We start from the raw sequence: 15,944 nt of genomic DNA, 5'->3' as shown, positions 1-15,944 counted from the left end.
GCATGAGAATAGGTCTTTTCGGGCAGTTTGGTTCTGGCAATACCGGCAATGACGGTTCGCTGGAAGCAATGTTGCAGCTCTTGAAGCGCAACTACCCCGATGCAAAGCTTATCTGTATCTGCTCCAAGCCCGACACTGTTGCACAGACCTTCGATCTCCCGGTCTACCCCGTCTCGCAAGCCGCCTCTTCAAACTGGCTGCTCAGAACAATCAACAAGGCAATGTTGCATTTCCCCCGCCGAGCGGTCGGCTTTTGCAGCGCGTTTTTAGTTTCCTCTCAGCTTGATCTCATCGTTGTACCCGGCACCGGCATACTGGATGACTTCAACGAGAACCCATTCGGCTGGCCCTTTACGGTGCTACGCTGGTCACTGGCGGCCAAGCTTGCCAACACACGCATGATTTTCGTGTCGATTGGTGCCGGACCAGTCGATCATCCATTGAGCCGGTTCTTCATTCGTCGGGCTTCAAGGCTGGCGGCTTTCCGTTCCTATCGGGACCAGGTTTCCCATGACTTCATGAAACACCTTGGGGTCGACCCGCCTCAGGATTTCGTCAGCGCAGATATTGCCTTTGCACTGCCGACGGTCCCGGATGAAAATCGGGACGGCGGAGTTCAATGCGTGGGCATAGGCGTGATGACGTACCGTGGATGGAAAAAAAAGGACAAAGATGGCGATGCCATCTATGGGGATTATGTCGCCAAAATCACGAAGCTGGTGAATGGACTTCTGACCAGCGGGCGTCAGGTACGTCTGCTGATGGGAGACAAGAGCGATTTGGAAGCGGCCCGCGATATATTGAGGCAGCTAGGCCCGGCTGAAGCAGACAAAGTCACATTCGATCCAGCCGCATCGCTGCGCGACCTTATGCACCAGATCGCAGGAACCGATCTCGTCATCGCCAGTCGCTACCACAACATTGTCTGCGCACTTGCCATGGGACGACCTACAATCTCGCTGGCTTATGCAAGCAAGAACGACGCCCTGTTGCAGGACACCGGGCTGGCGGCATTCCGCCACCGGATCGACGGATTTGATCCCGAAACTATCCTCTCTCAGGTCGATTTTGCATTCGAGCACCGAACAGAAATAACCAAGCAAGTGAAAGCTGGGGTCGAGCACTATCGCAGCCAGCTTTCACGGCAGGAAGAGTTTCTTCGAGAGACGTTTCTCAATACCACCACGAAGACGGTTGAACCCGCCATCATGTCACTGCGCCCCAACTAGCGTGGTGGATTTGAACCGGACGACATTTATTGATGCGCTCTAGGCTCCGCGTCCGTTTCGCCAGATGGACCGTTTAAACAGATAATCGAAAGGCGGCATGACTGCCAGCAATGGCTCACGCTTCAGCGCGAACGCCATCAGAGACCCCGCCACCTTCGGTTTGTGTGGCAGATTTGAGATCGCCGACCAATAGGCCCGCTTAGCGAGACAATCCTGCACCATTGCGAACAAGCGACGCTGATGCGGCAAGCTGGCGCCTTCGTGATCGAAGAAAGACCTAAAGCCAGCCTCAAACTCCCGATTCCAATATAGAATACCATTGACTGTCGCTGACTGGTTCTGGGCATGCGAGCGCGCGAAGGCTTGTATTCGGCTAGTGGAGGCAACGCCACCAAACGTAGCGATGCGTAGCCACATTTCGAGATCATCGGTATGGGAAAGCGAAGTTCGGTACTGTCCCGCCTGTTTTTGGATCTCAGTCCTTACCACCGCGGTCGGACCGGTAACCGGATTGAACGCATGGCGGCAGGCGAATTCAATGAATTCTTGCCCTGACCATATCCGCCACTCGTCATAGACGGGCTCATCTGCGGTCGCGCCGGGTTCGCCATCATCGGCTCTTAGCCCGCCTGACGCGCCGTGTGCGAGATGAACATCCGTGCGTTGCGACAGCAACCTTGTCGCCCGCTCCAAAGCTCCTCGCGCCAAAAGATCATCGGAACACAGGATCAGGAAATATTCTGACGTGGCCCAATCTATGCCCTCATTGAACGAGGCATGCGGCCCCTCATTCTTCTGGCGAAGCAACAGCTCGACACGGCTGTCGCTGGCCGCAAGGGCCTTTGCGACTTCAACACTGTCATCTGTCGAGGCATTATCGATGATGAGCAAGCGGACCCTGACGCCTGTTTGCTGCAGGACACTGTTGGCGCAGCTGGCAAGATAGCGGCCATAGTTGAAATTGGGGATGACCACATCGATCGTCGGCGGTTCCAGTTTGCATCTGTCCATGAGCAGCTGTCCTATTCCGCAGGCGTCGAAGCCGATGATTGCACACGCCGCACACGGAACCTTCCAAAAAGCCAGCCGAGCATGGGTTTGACTTCGGAAATAAACGGGTGCCCCACCACGAACAGCGCAGCCAGCCAACTGATTGCGGCGAGGATTCCCATCGCGATCCCCGTGATCCAATGAATTTCCAGCGAGAACCCGTCAGCCACAATCATTGTGAGCGGTATGGCCAGCGTAATCAGGGTAACGAGACCGCTTTTCAGCAATGCCCGGCCAAGCTCGGCATAGGAAAAGTCCACATGCCTGTGCACGAAAGCGATGGCTATGACCATTTGTATCGGCAGGCTGATGAACTGACTGAGCGCAACGGCAAACAGGCCGTAAAGTGCGGCAGTACCTATAACGGTGAGCGCGACCAGCCGGGAAATCAAATTGGACAGGAAAGCCTCACGGTTTTCACCCAATGCCATCAGCAAGGGATAGGTCAGAACCACTGGAAACCAGAAAAGGCTGGCAAGGCTGAGAATGGCCACGATGGGCACGCACTCTGACCAATCGGGCCCGAGAACGATGTGCACTGCCGGATAGGCAAGCAGCGCAAGCAAGGCCTGCGCAGGCCAGTATGCAACCGTTATATAGGACAAACCACGAATATAGGACTGACTGATATTCGCTCCAGCCCGGACTTGCTGCGAAAGCGTAGGGAACGCCACAGTGAAAACGGCAGAAAGAATAATGCGGTCAGGTAGTCCGCTCAGCGTGTCGGCACGATTATAAATTCCGACAGCAGATATGGGCATGAAACGCCCTAGGAGAAGTTGCGGAAGTGTCATGCAAATCGTGTTCAGTCCCGCATTGCCTCCAAGATAGATCCCGAACCGCCATGCTGTACCGAAACTGGCCAATGACGGACGGAACAGATTTCTCAAAGGATAGATTGAGACCGCAAGCACCGTTGTCGTCAGCGCACTTGCCAACAACCCGAAGGCAAAACACATATGCCCGAAGCCACTGAAAGCCATTGCAATCGTTAGAATTGCACCCGCACCAGACCCTGCCGTGCGGATATGTGCCAATGATCCAAAAGCCATCTCGCGCTTCAGCAATGCAACGATTGGTAAAGACAGCCCTTCGATCAGCGCAGCCACGATCGTAATACTGAGAAAAAGCTTTAGTTTTGGATCGTTATAGGACTCGGCGAAATATCCCAGTGCGAGATAGAGGATCAGTGACAGCAGAACAGTAACACCCATCAGAAAAGTGAGCGAGGTGCGTATGTCCTGATCGCGTACCTTGTCGATCTTTATCAGGAACTCTGGACTGGCAAACTCGCGCAGCGAAAATACTACCGTCGCAAGGCTCAAGCCAATTATGCCCATTCCGGTTTCTGCCGGCCCCAGAATACGAGATACCGCAGCTAGCGTCACAAAGTTGAAGAGCAGCCCGGCATATTGTTCAAGAGCCGCCATGAGGAAGCCTCTGCGACCGCCATTCATGATCCGCTCCAACAGTTGTTCTTTGGCACGGTAAGCGTTTTCTGCATCACCTTCTCGCCCCCCTTTCATCGCAGCACCGGCAAGCGCGTCCGCAGGCACAATTCTCCTGATGAAACTCAGAATAGCCTTTTGTCAGAAGCAAGAAATGTCGCCCTTGGTGTTAGCACCTGACCTGAAAGGAGTATGCGGCACGCTCTAAAGCCAAGTCGTGAACCACGGCGTCAGTGCGTAAAAATTTCCAGAGTTTGTTTTTGCACGCGCCGCGGAGGAGACATGACAAGTCTTTCCTGGATCACGCTTCTGGCTTTCGCTCTTTCCGTTGCTTTCTGCCTCGGTTTCCGTGGTTTGGCTCGCGAGTGGCATTTGATTGATATTCCCGATGCCCGCAAAAGACATGATGGAAACGTTCCGCTTTGCGGTGGCATTGCTATTCTTCTTTCCTTTTCCGCAACTGCATTTCTGGCAGTCGGCGTTTCGGGTCATGCAAACGCCGTAACCCTGTTACCGGGGCTTGTGCTGATCCTTGTCACCGGCGTTCTCGATGATCGCTTCAACCTGCCTGTCGCACCACGCCTCGCAATCCAGTTGCTTGCAGCGCTCCTGATTATTGCTATCACCGGGATACGGCAGACCTATCTCGGACTTGTTCCCGATGGCGTCGGAACAGCCGCCATGCCCGCCCAGGCCATGGCGATCCAGTTTCTGACCGGACCGCTTTTCCTCATCATCGCGCTCGCCTTCATTGTGGGGCTCGTCAATGCAGTCAACATGAGTGATGGCGTGGATGGACTTGCCGGGTCGTCGAGTGCCGCCGCCTTTTTCTGGCTGGCTGTTATCGGCTTCGGAACCGGCGAACATCGCCTCGGGCTGCAAGCGCTCGCTCTTACCGCTGCATGCCTCGGCTTTCTCGTCTTCAACATGCGGCATCACTGGCGCGCAAAAGCCAGCCTTTTCCTCGGCGATGGCGGTAGCACCTTGCTTGGCGCGGGCCTTGCCGGATTTATCCTCATTCTTGCGAGCGGCACCACGGCCATCGCCTTTCCTATCCTGATCTGGATCGTCATCGTGCCCGTCATTGATACGTTGAGCCTGATCGTGCGCCGCATGTCCGCACGCAGGAGCCCGTTTTCGCCGGACCGACAGCATCTGCATCATTTGCTGATGGATGCGGGGCTTTCTTGCGGGCAAACAGCCTTGGCGGTCATGACACTCAACTTCCTGGCCGGAGCCTTCGCCTATATCGCGATCAGGCTCGACATGCCCGTCTGGTCGATGCTTCTAGCGCTGGCGCTGCCCGCTGCCGCGCACACACTTTTCGTGCTGCGCATGACCAGAGGCGGGCGTCGGATCGCCAGCCCCTCAATCACCGAGGCCACCCCATCCGCCAAACCGAAAATCACTTTTCCAGGGGCAACTTCATGAATGTTTCCGTTCTTATCATGACACTGAACGAAGAGGTGAACCTACCCGCCTGTCTTGCCTCCCTGGACTGGTGCGACGACATTGTCATCCTCGATTCCTACAGCAACGACCGCACAGTCGAGATTGCTGAGGCGGCAGGCGCCCGCGTTTTCCAGCGTGCCTACGACACTGAAGACCGCCAGCGCATGTACGGACTGACAGAAATCAAGTTCAAGCATGACTGGGTCTACACGCCCGATGCAGATGAAATCACCCCCACGGATCTGCGGGATGAAATGTTGGCGATCGCCGCCGATCCCGAGCGCCCCGAAGTCTTCTTCAAAGCACGTTACAAGAATATGTTCATGGGGCGCTGGATTCGTCATGCAAGCCTCTATCCGACATGGATAACCCGATTGGTAAGGCCCGACCGGGTCCGTTTCGAGCGTTCCGTACATTCCCGTGCCAGCGGCGGACCGGAAGGTGCGTTGCAGGCCCATTTCATCCATTACAGCTTCAACAAAGGCCTCGAAGCCTGGTACGACAAGCATAATCGCTACTCATCCGTCGAGGCGAATTTGTCGGCAGTACGGCGGCTGGAGCGACGCATCGACTGGGGCGGTCTCCTGTCTGCTAATCCCGAAAGACGGCGGCGGGCGATGAAGTCCCTATCCTACAATCTGCCGTGCCGGCCCACATTGCGCTTCTTATACATGTATGTGCTGCGCGGCGGCTTTCTCGATGGCAAACCCGGCTATCTCTATTGCCGTCTGCTTTCAGCATACGAGTTCATGATCGTCATCAAAACGGAAGAACAGCGCCAGCGCCAATTGGCGCTCCCCGCTGAATCTCCTGCGGTCATGCACCCGCTGAAAACCGACGCGCCAGAACGGCGTATGGTATGATGGCTATCCTTATTCTGCCCTGTGCCGTTTTGATGGGGCTTGCTGCGATGTTCTTCTCCGAACCGGTTCTCACCTTGCAGGACGACGGCGGCAGAGCCGATGTGATCGTGGTCCCCGGCGGAGACGGACCGCCCCGCGCGGTGGAGGCCGCCCGCCTCTGGAAGGCCGGCCGCTCGCCGGTCATCCTCGTTACAGGTGACGGTGATTGTCTTTCGAACAAGCAGATCATGGTGCGCAACGGCGTTAAGCCGTCTGCGATCTTCGTGGAATGCCAGTCGGGCAGCACGTGGCAGAATGCGCGGTTTTCCGCGCCCGTCATGCGGAAAATACGGGCGAGAAGCGCCGTCATCGTGACCAACTGGTATCATTCACGCCGCGCCATAGCGAGCTTTCGCGCCGCCTGCCCCCAGATGCACTTCATCTCGTCTCCCATAGGCGGCGATGACGGTTGGGCCGGATTTCCTACAACCCCAGCGGATGTGGAACTCATCGCCAAAGAATATTTGAAACTTGGCTGGTATCTGCTTTCAGGCCGGATCTTTCCCCGAGACCTTTCGTCAACTGAACCGGCGCTCGATTTTTCTGACATATGCGGCGGAGCGGGGGGAACACAATGAATCTCTCCCTCACCTGGATTTTCGTTGGCTTCGTCCTGTACCTCATGGCTGGCGGTCTCTTCTCCCGACAGGAACGCATGTACCAGTTTCCGTTCCTTGCAGGCGCAATGACCTTCGGCTTTCTGCTGCCGCAGCTTCCAGCTCTTGTGCATGACCAGTTTCTGCCGTCCGGGGCATATGCCAAGACAATGATAATGGGCATTCTGTCACTTGCGATGCTGCTCCTCGGCTGGCGCATGGCAAAGCGCCCCATTAAATTCCTCTGCATGAGCTTCAGCGAACAGAGGCTGATCTGGGCCGCGAGCGGCCTATCGGCATTCGGCGCCGTGTTCTATTTTCTCTTGAGCCGGCTTCCGGGTGACGTCACCATCGGCATGCAGATGACCGGAATGCCAGTGGTCTACCTGTTTTTTGCGCAGCTCATGCCCTATGGCCTCGCAATCGCCCTTTTGTGCTTTGCACGACGTCCGTCGTGGTTTGCCCTGGGCATCATCGTGTTCGATCTGGTCTTCTATTTTGACCGCATTCTGGTGACCGGGAAACGTGCCGAAGCAATCCAGCTCCTCCTGATGTTTCTGCTCGCTTTCTGGTTCTATCGCCGCATGGTCGTGCCAAGGATAATCATGTTCATCGGTATTTTGGCAGGCACATTCCTGATGACAAGCATGGGCGATTACCGCCAGATCACACGCGCGGCTTCCGGCTTCGTGCTCGATGACATCATGCAGATCGACTACGCCGCCAACTTCACTGAAACGCTGGAACGCGGCGGGCTTGAAATGCGCAATGCCGTGCAGCGCATCGACGAGATCGACCGACGACTGGAATTCGACTACGGCAAATTTCACTGGAATCGCATCGTGTTCACCTTTGTACCTGCCCAACTGGTCGGCTCCAGGATCAAGGACTCGCTTCGTCTCGACACGCCGCAACCAAGCCGCGATTACAATCCCCTCACCGGCACAACCGAAACCGGTCTTGTCGATGCATTCGCCTCCTTCTGGTATTTCGGCGCATTGAAATTCCTGTTGCTCGCCTGGGTCATGCGTCGGCTCTGGGAGACAGCCATGGCAGGCGAAATGCTCGGGCAACTGGTTTATATGCTGTCGATTGTGCCTGCGATGCACGCCATCTCCCACCAGACCGACTGGGTCATCACAGTTTGGCTACATATGGCGCTGTTCCTGATCCCTATCCTGTCACTCTGTCGCATCCGCAACCGCTCCGTCTACCTGCCCATGCCGCCGCAACGGAGCGCAGCCACACAGCAGTTTTCGTAAAGGATGATCACAATGTCCGTCGCATCACAGCATAACTCGCCCATGCCGATCAGCGGTCGCAAAACGTCGTCACGCCCCATGGAAGGTGACGCGACTTTCACACTCGAACACCGTCTCCGGCGTTTGATCTGGCAGGCAAGCTGGCTGGCGCTGGCGGCTTGGACACCGTCCTTCCTGTGGCGCTGGCGTGGCGCTGTACTGCGTGCCTTCGGTGCAAAGGTTCACAAGACTGCCATAGTGCGCGGCAGCGCGCGTATCTGGTGGCCGGGCAACTTGACGATGGGCGCCCATTCATCGCTTGGGCCCGGAGCGCTTTGCTATAACGTCGCGCATGTCACACTTGCGCCTTTCGCGATCGTGTCACAGCGCGCCCATCTCTGCACGGCTGGACACAACATCGACCAGGCGGAGTTTCCACTCACGACGGCCCCTATTCACATCGGGCCTTACGGCTGGGTTGCGGCTGAAGCCTTCGTGGGACCGGGTGTAAACATTGGGGAAGGCGCGGTTCTCGGCGCGCGTGGTGTCAGCTTCCGTGATATGGACGCATGGATGGTCTATGCCGGCAATCCGGCCAAGCCAGTGCGGCCAAGGCGGAAGCCGTGATTATCGAACGGCACGAACCGAGCGGAACGCATTCCGTCCCGCAACGGCGCCGCTCTTAAGTGGCTGAAAATTCCGATAGGCCGCAATCGTCTGGAGCGCAATGCGCGGCCAGGTGTAATTGGCACGCACGAGCTTCGCGCCGGCAGCGGCCATTCGCGCCGCACGATCCGGGTCCTCCAGAATCTGCTCAAGCGCTGAGGCGAAAGCCATCGGATCGAGCGAGCAGACCACCCCGGCTTTCGCCTCAGCAACTTCCGGAAAATGGCAGGAATCGGTAATCGCCACCGGAACACCACAGGCAAGCGCCTCGGTTATGGCAACGCTGAACCCTTCCTGACGACTTGGCAGGCAAAAGCAGGCCGATTGTTTCAGGGCGGCGATCTTGCTAGGACCGTAAAGCCCGCCGGTCATGTGAACACGTGATTCAAGTCCGTACTGGCGAATACGTTCACGGAATTCATCTTCAGCCCCTCCATCGGGACCAGCGACCACCAGATCCACATCAGGGAACAGCGGGGCAACGCGACGAAAGGCATCGGCAAGAATATCGAGTCCTTTCTTGTAATGAAGTCGGGACAGAAACAGGACGTAAGGCCGCTGCGGCAATCCGGGCACGTTGATACCCCGGTCACCCTCAACTTCGTTGAGGAAAATACCATTCGGGATGATTACCGATGGCGGTTTCAACCCAAGGGGACGCATCAGGTCGATTTCATCCGCATTCAGCGCGTGAATGAAAGCCGCGCCGTCCAGCATGCGGCGAAAGCCAAGCGCCATTGCAAGTTTCTTTTTCCATGCACGCTGCTGCATGCTCCACACATCGAGCATGCCACAACAACATATGCAGTAGGGTACACAGAAGCGACGACAAAGCATTGAAGCCCTTAAAAGATTGGTCTCCCAAACACCATGCAGGTGTACGACGTCTGCCGCGCGCACCAATGCTTCCATCGCTTTCGCGGCAGCCCCCCCGAACAAGGTTTCCCTCAGGTCGGGCATTGGGAGAAGCAACGTGCGCACCTTCTCGAAGTCAGGTATTGTCGACGTGGCCTTGTTGGCACGGCTGCTCACCTCATCATCGCAATAGCTTACAATTGTCACCTCATGGCCCAATGAGGCTTGGGCCGCAGCAAGGCGTACAACGACGGCCTGAGGACCGCCCTTGGCGGGGTCGTAGGAACCGATGACGTGAACGATCTTCATCTTGCATCTACCCTCGAATGCTTCGCCAGCGCCTGTACAAGTCGCTCGCCATAACGTGAGACGGTGAAATCGCTGGCCCTCTCCCTTGCGCTGTCGCTCATCCGTGCAAGCATCGCCGCATTCCCAGCAAGTTGCCGCAATATCTCGGCGGTTTCAGTCACATCACGGATCGGGACGATATAACCGTCGATACCGTGCCGCACGACGCTGCCTGTGTTATCCGTGCAGATGACCGGTAATCCTGCGGCAAGCGCCTCATAAACCGCCGTCGCCGATCCTTCGCAGAGCGACGGCAGCAGGAACACATCCGCCCATTCAAATTGGGCCCGCATTTCACTGCGCGGTATCGGTCCGGCCAGTTCGACCGTCGCAGCAAGCTTCGCCAGCGCTTCGGGCTGGACATCGATTGGCCCCACCATGCGGAAATGTGCCTTGTCGCCAAGTTCGCGTGCCACCGCGCCAACATAGGGCGACCCCTTGCGCAACCCCACCGCACCGACGGTAAGCACCCGCAGCGGCCCCGGCAGACGCGGACAAGGATCGAGCAGAAAACGATCATCGACGCCGTAAGGCACAACGACGACCTTTCCTTGATCACAGCCCGCTTCGATCACATGACGCGCCACAAAGTCGGATGGACAGATGACGGCATCGGCGATCCGCCATTCAGCTTTCTCACGCGCGGCAAATATTTCGGTATGAACATCATTTACGGCCGGAAGCTGCCAACCTGGATTAAGCACTTCTTCCTCACAGGCAAACTGCTCGACGATAGTGCGCGGTGCGATCATCTGCTCCACCGCTGTCCACAAACCCTGTTGTTTCGCGACCGTCAGCAGTTCCAGCGCCTCACCACTGAAAGCATAGACACCGCTTGCACCGTGAAAACCGCTGGTCGCCACCAGCCTGCCGAAAGTTTCCCCCGCCCAAATGGCATTGGCCGTGGATTTTGGTCCTGTCTGATTGGAAAGCCTGCGCAAGGCGGAATGCAGGCCAAAGGCGGGAAAGGTTGTCATGCGCTCCTGTGGTATCCCTTGCGGCGTACGCCCTACCAACCGCCGCACCGATGCGGGCAGCATTGACGGCGGTAGGTTGTTCAACAGGCGTGGCCATCCTTGAAGCGCACATATATCCGTATAGAAGTGCGCAAGTCTTTCGCGGCTCGCGAAGATGCGCGGGACTGCGTAATGCATGCGCGCACCAAGCTGGCTGACAACGACCGACCCATCCATCAAAGTTCCCTCGGCTGGAATTGCCGGTCGAGGACCGGCATGGCTTGTGACACTGCCCTTTCTTCAAGCCGCGAGATAGCGGACTGCCAGACCGCAGCGCCATATTCGCGCGAATAGGCGGTTTCCATCAGATAACGCGCATTGTTGCCCATAGACAGGCGCCCAACAGGCGAATGTCGCAGATGAAGGATCGCATTGACCAGCGCATCCACATCGCCCGGTTTCAGCGCCACGCCACACTGGAAATCGCGGACAATCGTGCCAATCTCGCCATCTGTATCGCCAATGAAGATTGTCGGTCGCGCAGCTGCGAGCACGCCATAGAACTTGCTGGGCACGATGCAATGTTCCAGCTCCGGTTTCAGAGAAACCAGATGCACATTGGCCGCGCCGAGGCTTTCGGAAAGATTATCAACAGGTTGGAACGGTTTCATCATAACATTGGTCAAGTTGCGCCGTTTAACCTCACTTTCAACGAAACCGCGCTGCTGGCCCTCGCCTATCATCAGGAAGACAATGCTCTTCATGTGCTTGAGCCGTTCGGCTGCATCGAGAACTGTCTTGAACTCATGCGCCCGCCCGAAATTGCCGGAATAACCGATGACGAATTTCCGACTGAGTCCCCAAGCCCGGCGCAAAGGGTTCTGCGCCGGTTCCACTGGAACGATTTCATTGCGATCAGCCCAGTGGTGAACCACGCTGAGGCTTTCCGCCGGAATGTCGCGTGTAGAAAGATAATGCGCCATGCGCTCTATCGGGCAAATGGTCAATGCCGACTGGCGCATCGACCAGTTGCGTAGGATCAGGGCGAGCTTGCCGGAAACGGTATCGGACTTGATGAGGCCCAGTTCCATCGCCGTTTCAGGGAAAAGATCCATGACCCAGTTGACCAGTTTCGCCTGGCGCATACGAACCGGCAATGCAGCCGAGACGGAAAGAAGCGGCGGATCGGTGCAAACCACACAGACATCGTCCTTCTTGGTGTTTGCTGCGAACCAAGCGGCGGCGGACAAATGGAATGTCGCGTAATCGACCGCGCGCCCGACAAGCTTCCCCCGGCCAAAGCCGGAAGTCCATATGCGATGCACGTCTATACCGCTGATCGTTTCGCGCGCAGGCAGAGCATCCTTCCGCTTGTCATGATAGCTGCGGCTTGCCAGCACGGTCGTCTCGATGCCTTCACGCACAAGCGTATGAGCAAGACTCGTCACCATCCTGCTGGTCGCCGACTGGTCCGGGTAGAAGTAACGATTGGCAAGCACTACACGCATGATTTCGCTTCCTATTGCTCGATCCGGTTAAGCAGAGGATCGCAATAGCGCGGCAGATACCGCAAGAAACACAAAGGCATGGTCAGCACCGACACCGGGGGAGCCGCCTACCTCTTTGGGTGAAACCAACCATACCGGACGCGCTTCAAGCCTCATCCGAAGAGGGAGGCTGCGGCCCGCGATTGCCGTTTTGGAGCCGTTCTGCCCGCGCAGGAAATCGCTAACATGGTTTCATCAGATTTCTTATCGGAGGCAGACCCTTGCAGGAGAAAACAGCTCTCATCGTCGGTGTGACAGGACAGGACGGCGCCTATCTAAGCGAGCTTCTTCTGAAGAAGGGCTACCGCGTGCACGGTCTGAAACGGCGGTCTTCCTCGTTCAACACGGCACGTATCGATCATCTCTATCAAGACCCGCACGAGGAAGACATTCGCTTCCGCCTGCATTTCGGCGACCTGACAGACGCGACCAATCTGTGCCGTGTCATTCAGGAGGTGCAACCCGACGAGATTTACAATCTCGGCGCACAGAGCCATGTGCAGGTGAGTTTTGAAACGCCAGAATATACAGCGAATGCCGATGCGCTCGGTACGCTGCGGTTGCTTGAATCCATGCGGATCCTGGGACTCGGCAAGACGTGTCGCTTCTATCAGGCTTCCACGTCGGAACTCTTCGGCAACAGCTCGCCCCATGCACAAAATGAACAGACGCCCTTCGCGCCACGCAGCCCATATGCGACGGCGAAACTCTATGCGTACTGGACCACGGTAAATTATCGAGACGCCTATGGCTTTCATGCCTCCAACGGCATTCTGTTCAACCATGAAAGCCCGCTTCGCGGCGAAACCTTTGTCACCCGCAAGATCACGCGAGCTGTCGCCGCCATCGAACGCGGCCTGCAAGACAGGCTTCGGCTTGGCAATCTTGATGCCCGCCGGGACTGGGGCCATGCCCGAGACTATGTTGAGGGCATGTGGCGCATCTTGCAGGAAGACACGGCCGACGACTACGTACTCGCGACCGGCGAAACCCATACAGTGCGCGAATTCGTCGAACATGCCTTCAAGGCCGTCGAAAAGGAGATTGAATGGCGGGGCGACGGCGTGGCAGAAATCGGCTGCGATCGAAAGTCCGGCAAGTGCCTGATCGAGATCGATCCGCGCTATTTCCGCCCGAACGAAGTCGACTTTCTGCTCGGCGATGCCTCCAAGGCGAAAAATCGCCTCGGCTGGAAGCATACGACCGGCTTCGAAAATCTCGTCACCGAGATGGTCGACTGGGATTTGCGCAATATCATGCGGGAGGTTGGACGCAATGACTTTTACGGCTGAAATCCCCGCCCCGCTCTATTCGCTCGAAGGCAAGAAGGTATTCATTGCCGGGCATACAGGAATGGTCGGTTCGGCTATCCTGCGACGTCTGCAAGATACGGACTGCGACATCATCACCGCCGGACACAACACCCTTGATCTGACCCGGCAGGGACTGACAGAGAATTTCATCAGCGGCCGTAAACCGGATGTCATCATCATAGCTGCCGCCCGTGTCGGCGGCATCCTTGCCAATTCGCAATACCCGGCAGACTTTCTCTACGACAATCTCGCCATCGGGATGAATCTCATCCGCGCCGCCCAGCAGAATGGCGTCGAGCGCTTGTTGTGGCTCGGTTCAAGCTGCATCTATCCACGCGACGCGGCTCAGCCCCTCACCGAGGATACCTTGCTTACCGGCCCGCTGGAGCCGACCAACGAAGCCTATGCCATCGCCAAAATCGCTGGTCTGAAACATGCCGAGGCTTGCGCGCGGCAATACGGCAGTCACTTCATGACGGCGATGCCCACCAATCTGTACGGCCCGAACGACAATTTCGACCCCAACAGCTCGCATGTCCTGCCAGCCCTGATCCGGCGGATTCACGAGGCCAAGGTGAGAGGGATCGATCATGTCACGCTCTGGGGCAGTGGCAAGCCCTTGCGTGAATTCCTGCACGTGGACGACCTTGCCGATGCCTGCCTGCACATGCTGCGCTTTTACAACGGCATTGAGCCGATGAATATCGGAACAGGTGAAGAGATTTCGATCAAGAATCTGGCGCTTGCCGTGGCCCGTGTCGTCGGTTACGAAGGCCGCTTTGAACACGATCTCAGCAAGCCCGATGGTACACCACGCAAACTCCTCGACACGTCGCGGATGCTGGCCCTTGGCTGGAAGCCAAAGATCCATCTGGAAGACGGCCTGCGTGAAGTCTATCGCGATTGGTTGAAGGAAACCGCCGATCCTGTCGCCGCTTGAAGCCCTACGGGTAAGCGCAGTCCGCTTTCCCGATAAAGCCGCGACGTTCCCTCCAACATCGTCAATCCCGGACATGTCTCCTCAGCGCGCCCCTCATGCTGAGGAGACGCGCAGCGCCTAACTCTGAAATTAGTTGGAAAACAAAACGCACCCTATGAAGGCGAGCCGCCGATCCTGCTCATGTCCAGCTCGACACGCAGAATGTCGCCCGGTTTGACTTCCGTGCGCTCATTAGCAACGATATCCTGAAAATTACCGTTGACGTTGCGGCTGATCGAGAAGACCAGTTTCTGGCGCAGGGTGGATGACGAGATATTGCCGGATGACTTGGCAATTTCCGCCATGGTCTGCAGTTGTGCACTGCTGCGGCGCTCCATGCGGGCCATGTTGAGGTCTATCTCCTGAAGACTGGTCGCCGCTTCGCTTTTTCGGGTTTCGTCCAGATTGGCGATACGTTGCTGGACGGCAAGCTGGTTCTGACGCGCCCGCGCAAGGAAGGACGCAAGCTCCAGCGCATCGCGCCGGGTGGCAGATAGATCCCGCTCCATGTCCCGCAGGCTGGACTTCGCCGCAAGACCGCGATCTACCAGCGATTTGCTGGAATCCACATTTTCCTGCAAGAGCTGGATTTCGGTGTCATGAAGCTTGATGCTCTGCTGCAAGGTCTGGATTTCATCGCCATAGCTTGCCACTTGCGCCTCAAGCGCCTGGCGCTCAGCCGCAAGATTGTTGCGGCGCACGTTGAACAAGGTACGTTCACCATCCAGCATCTGCTGTGTCAGCGCAGCCGTATCCTTATTTGCAGGCGTCTTCTCCGGCAGATCATAGTTGAACTCCGTGCCGCTCAGTTCCGCTTCAAACCGGGCCCGCCGAATTGCCATGGCGGTGATCTGCATTTGCAGATCGACATATTCCTGTTGCGCGGCAATGAGCTGCATGCCTGCTGTCAGGGCCGGAGATTCCGCTTTGCCGGCTCCCCCGCCCAATGCCATGAGTTCAAGCACAACCATTCCAGGACGAAACTGATACTTTCCTGGCGCCTTCACGTCGCCGACAACAAACACCGGTGCATATTGACTGATGGTTGCGGTTACTGTCAGCCCCGGAATATGCTGAGATAGAGAACCCGCAAGCTTTTCGCTGATTTCATTGGTGGTCAGTCCAGTGACTGAAATATTCCCCACCACCGGATAGCCGATATTGCCGTCCACATCGACAGGATAAATCCCTGTCAGCGAAGGCTGACCATAGACAGTCACCTGCAGTACATCGTTGGCGCCGACCCGATAGGCCTGTCCGTCGGCGAATGCCCCGAAGCTTCCGCCCCAAAGCACAATCCCTGAAAACATAGTCGCCCGCAGATGCATGCCGATGCGGTTTCGGATCGAGCTGTGTGACATG

General features: G+C 57.0%; 14 protein-coding genes. 8 read left to right on the top strand and 6 right to left on the bottom strand.

What is annotated here, in order from left to right; all coding sequences use genetic code 11:
- Nucleotides 1-2: 2 nt before the first annotated feature.
- Complete coding sequence (locus FJQ48_RS05200; RefSeq protein ID WP_139974144.1) at nucleotides 3-1,229, top strand: polysaccharide pyruvyl transferase family protein; 1,227 nt, start codon at nucleotides 3-5, stop codon at nucleotides 1,227-1,229.
- Nucleotides 1,230-1,268: 39 nt separating this feature from the next.
- Here the strand turns inward: FJQ48_RS05200 and FJQ48_RS05195 are convergent, their stop codons facing one another.
- Both FJQ48_RS05195 and FJQ48_RS05190 read right to left on the bottom strand, forming a co-directional pair.
- Entirely contained in the window at nucleotides 1,269-2,240 is a 972-nt protein-coding gene (locus FJQ48_RS05195) for a glycosyltransferase family A protein (RefSeq protein ID WP_139974143.1), read from the bottom strand.
- A gap of 11 nt (nucleotides 2,241-2,251) precedes the next feature.
- Nucleotides 2,252-3,736, bottom strand: a complete 1,485-nt coding sequence (locus FJQ48_RS05190) for an oligosaccharide flippase family protein (protein ID WP_139974600.1) — start codon at nucleotides 3,734-3,736, stop codon at nucleotides 2,252-2,254.
- A gap of 273 nt (nucleotides 3,737-4,009) precedes the next feature.
- Here FJQ48_RS05190 and FJQ48_RS05185 point away from each other — a divergent pair, with 273 nt between their 5' ends.
- From FJQ48_RS05185 to FJQ48_RS05165, 5 genes are read left to right on the top strand one after another with little or no spacing between them, the layout of a single operon-like run.
- On the top strand, nucleotides 4,010-5,158 hold the full coding sequence (locus FJQ48_RS05185; protein ID WP_139974142.1) for an MraY family glycosyltransferase: 1,149 nt from the start codon (nucleotides 4,010-4,012) through the stop codon (nucleotides 5,156-5,158).
- Nucleotides 5,155-6,042 (top strand): glycosyltransferase family 2 protein, encoded by an 888-nt coding sequence (locus FJQ48_RS05180; protein WP_139974141.1) that lies wholly within the window; start codon nucleotides 5,155-5,157, stop codon nucleotides 6,040-6,042. Before FJQ48_RS05185 ends, FJQ48_RS05180 begins: the two co-directional genes overlap by 4 nt.
- Nucleotides 6,039-6,659: a YdcF family protein gene (locus FJQ48_RS05175; RefSeq protein WP_139974140.1), complete on the top strand. Its 621-nt coding sequence runs from the start codon at nucleotides 6,039-6,041 to the stop codon at nucleotides 6,657-6,659. The genes FJQ48_RS05180 and FJQ48_RS05175 overlap by 4 nt, the downstream gene beginning before the upstream one ends.
- Entirely contained in the window at nucleotides 6,656-7,939 is a 1,284-nt protein-coding gene (locus FJQ48_RS05170; protein ID WP_139974139.1) for a hypothetical protein, read from the top strand. Before FJQ48_RS05175 ends, FJQ48_RS05170 begins: the two co-directional genes overlap by 4 nt.
- Before the next feature lie 12 nt (nucleotides 7,940-7,951).
- Nucleotides 7,952-8,545: a putative colanic acid biosynthesis acetyltransferase gene (locus FJQ48_RS05165; RefSeq protein WP_139974138.1), complete on the top strand. Its 594-nt coding sequence runs from the start codon at nucleotides 7,952-7,954 to the stop codon at nucleotides 8,543-8,545.
- Here the strand turns inward: FJQ48_RS05165 and FJQ48_RS05160 are convergent, their stop codons facing one another.
- From FJQ48_RS05160 to FJQ48_RS05150, 3 genes are read right to left on the bottom strand one after another with little or no spacing between them, the layout of a single operon-like run.
- Nucleotides 8,546-9,748, bottom strand: coding sequence for a glycosyltransferase (locus FJQ48_RS05160; RefSeq protein WP_139974137.1), 1,203 nt, complete (start codon nucleotides 9,746-9,748; stop codon nucleotides 8,546-8,548).
- Nucleotides 9,745-10,980, bottom strand: a complete 1,236-nt coding sequence (locus FJQ48_RS05155; RefSeq protein ID WP_139974136.1) for a glycosyltransferase family 4 protein — start codon at nucleotides 10,978-10,980, stop codon at nucleotides 9,745-9,747. Before FJQ48_RS05155 ends, FJQ48_RS05160 begins: the two co-directional genes overlap by 4 nt.
- Complete coding sequence (locus FJQ48_RS05150) at nucleotides 10,980-12,251, bottom strand: glycosyltransferase family 4 protein (RefSeq protein WP_139974135.1); 1,272 nt, start codon at nucleotides 12,249-12,251, stop codon at nucleotides 10,980-10,982. The genes FJQ48_RS05155 and FJQ48_RS05150 overlap by 1 nt, the downstream gene beginning before the upstream one ends.
- A gap of 260 nt (nucleotides 12,252-12,511) precedes the next feature.
- Here FJQ48_RS05150 and gmd point away from each other — a divergent pair, with 260 nt between their 5' ends.
- Nucleotides 12,512-13,582, top strand: a complete 1,071-nt coding sequence (gmd, locus tag FJQ48_RS05140) for a GDP-mannose 4,6-dehydratase (protein WP_139974134.1) — start codon at nucleotides 12,512-12,514, stop codon at nucleotides 13,580-13,582.
- Nucleotides 13,566-14,543 carry a GDP-L-fucose synthase gene (locus tag FJQ48_RS05135; RefSeq protein WP_139974133.1) on the top strand — a complete coding sequence of 326 codons (978 nt, stop codon included), beginning with the start codon at nucleotides 13,566-13,568 and terminating at the stop codon, nucleotides 14,541-14,543. Before gmd ends, FJQ48_RS05135 begins: the two co-directional genes overlap by 17 nt.
- A 152-nt stretch (nucleotides 14,544-14,695) precedes the next feature.
- Here FJQ48_RS05135 and FJQ48_RS05130 read toward each other — a convergent pair whose 3' ends face one another.
- A complete protein-coding gene (locus FJQ48_RS05130) occupies nucleotides 14,696-15,943 on the bottom strand; it encodes a polysaccharide biosynthesis/export family protein (protein ID WP_139974132.1) in 1,248 nt (415 codons plus the stop codon).
- Nucleotide 15,944: the final 1 nt, after the last annotated feature.

This window comes from Ochrobactrum sp. CGA5, from assembly GCF_006345815.1.
GTDB lineage: Bacteria > Pseudomonadota > Alphaproteobacteria > Rhizobiales > Rhizobiaceae > Brucella.
The sequence above is the reverse complement of the archived record's forward strand: the minus strand, read 5'-3'. Positions and strand labels throughout refer to the sequence as shown.

What these genes read in the sequence shown, in the direction of transcription:
- FJQ48_RS05155 (WP_139974136.1), bottom strand. Translation starts at nt 10,980, where the DNA reads ATGGATGGGTCGGTCGTTGTCAGCCAGCTTGGTGCGCGCATGCATTAC.
- FJQ48_RS05160 (WP_139974137.1), bottom strand. Translation starts at nt 9,748, where the DNA reads ATGAAGATCGTTCACGTCATCGGTTCCTACGACCCCGCCAAGGGCGGT.
- FJQ48_RS05180 (WP_139974141.1), top strand. Translation starts at nt 5,155, where the DNA reads ATGAATGTTTCCGTTCTTATCATGACACTGAACGAAGAGGTGAACCTA.
- FJQ48_RS05130 (WP_139974132.1), bottom strand. Translation starts at nt 15,943, where the DNA reads ATGTCACACAGCTCGATCCGAAACCGCATCGGCATGCATCTGCGGGCG.
- FJQ48_RS05150 (WP_139974135.1), bottom strand. Translation starts at nt 12,251, where the DNA reads ATGCGTGTAGTGCTTGCCAATCGTTACTTCTACCCGGACCAGTCGGCG.
- FJQ48_RS05190 (WP_139974600.1), bottom strand. Translation starts at nt 3,736, where the DNA reads ATGAATGGCGGTCGCAGAGGCTTCCTCATGGCGGCTCTTGAACAATAT.
- FJQ48_RS05170 (WP_139974139.1), top strand. Translation starts at nt 6,656, where the DNA reads ATGAATCTCTCCCTCACCTGGATTTTCGTTGGCTTCGTCCTGTACCTC.
- FJQ48_RS05195 (WP_139974143.1), bottom strand. Translation starts at nt 2,240, where the DNA reads ATGGACAGATGCAAACTGGAACCGCCGACGATCGATGTGGTCATCCCC.
- FJQ48_RS05200 (WP_139974144.1), top strand. Translation starts at nt 3, where the DNA reads ATGAGAATAGGTCTTTTCGGGCAGTTTGGTTCTGGCAATACCGGCAAT.
- FJQ48_RS05135 (WP_139974133.1), top strand. Translation starts at nt 13,566, where the DNA reads ATGACTTTTACGGCTGAAATCCCCGCCCCGCTCTATTCGCTCGAAGGC.
- FJQ48_RS05185 (WP_139974142.1), top strand. Translation starts at nt 4,010, where the DNA reads ATGACAAGTCTTTCCTGGATCACGCTTCTGGCTTTCGCTCTTTCCGTT.
- FJQ48_RS05175 (WP_139974140.1), top strand. Translation starts at nt 6,039, where the DNA reads ATGATGGCTATCCTTATTCTGCCCTGTGCCGTTTTGATGGGGCTTGCT.
- FJQ48_RS05165 (WP_139974138.1), top strand. Translation starts at nt 7,952, where the DNA reads ATGTCCGTCGCATCACAGCATAACTCGCCCATGCCGATCAGCGGTCGC.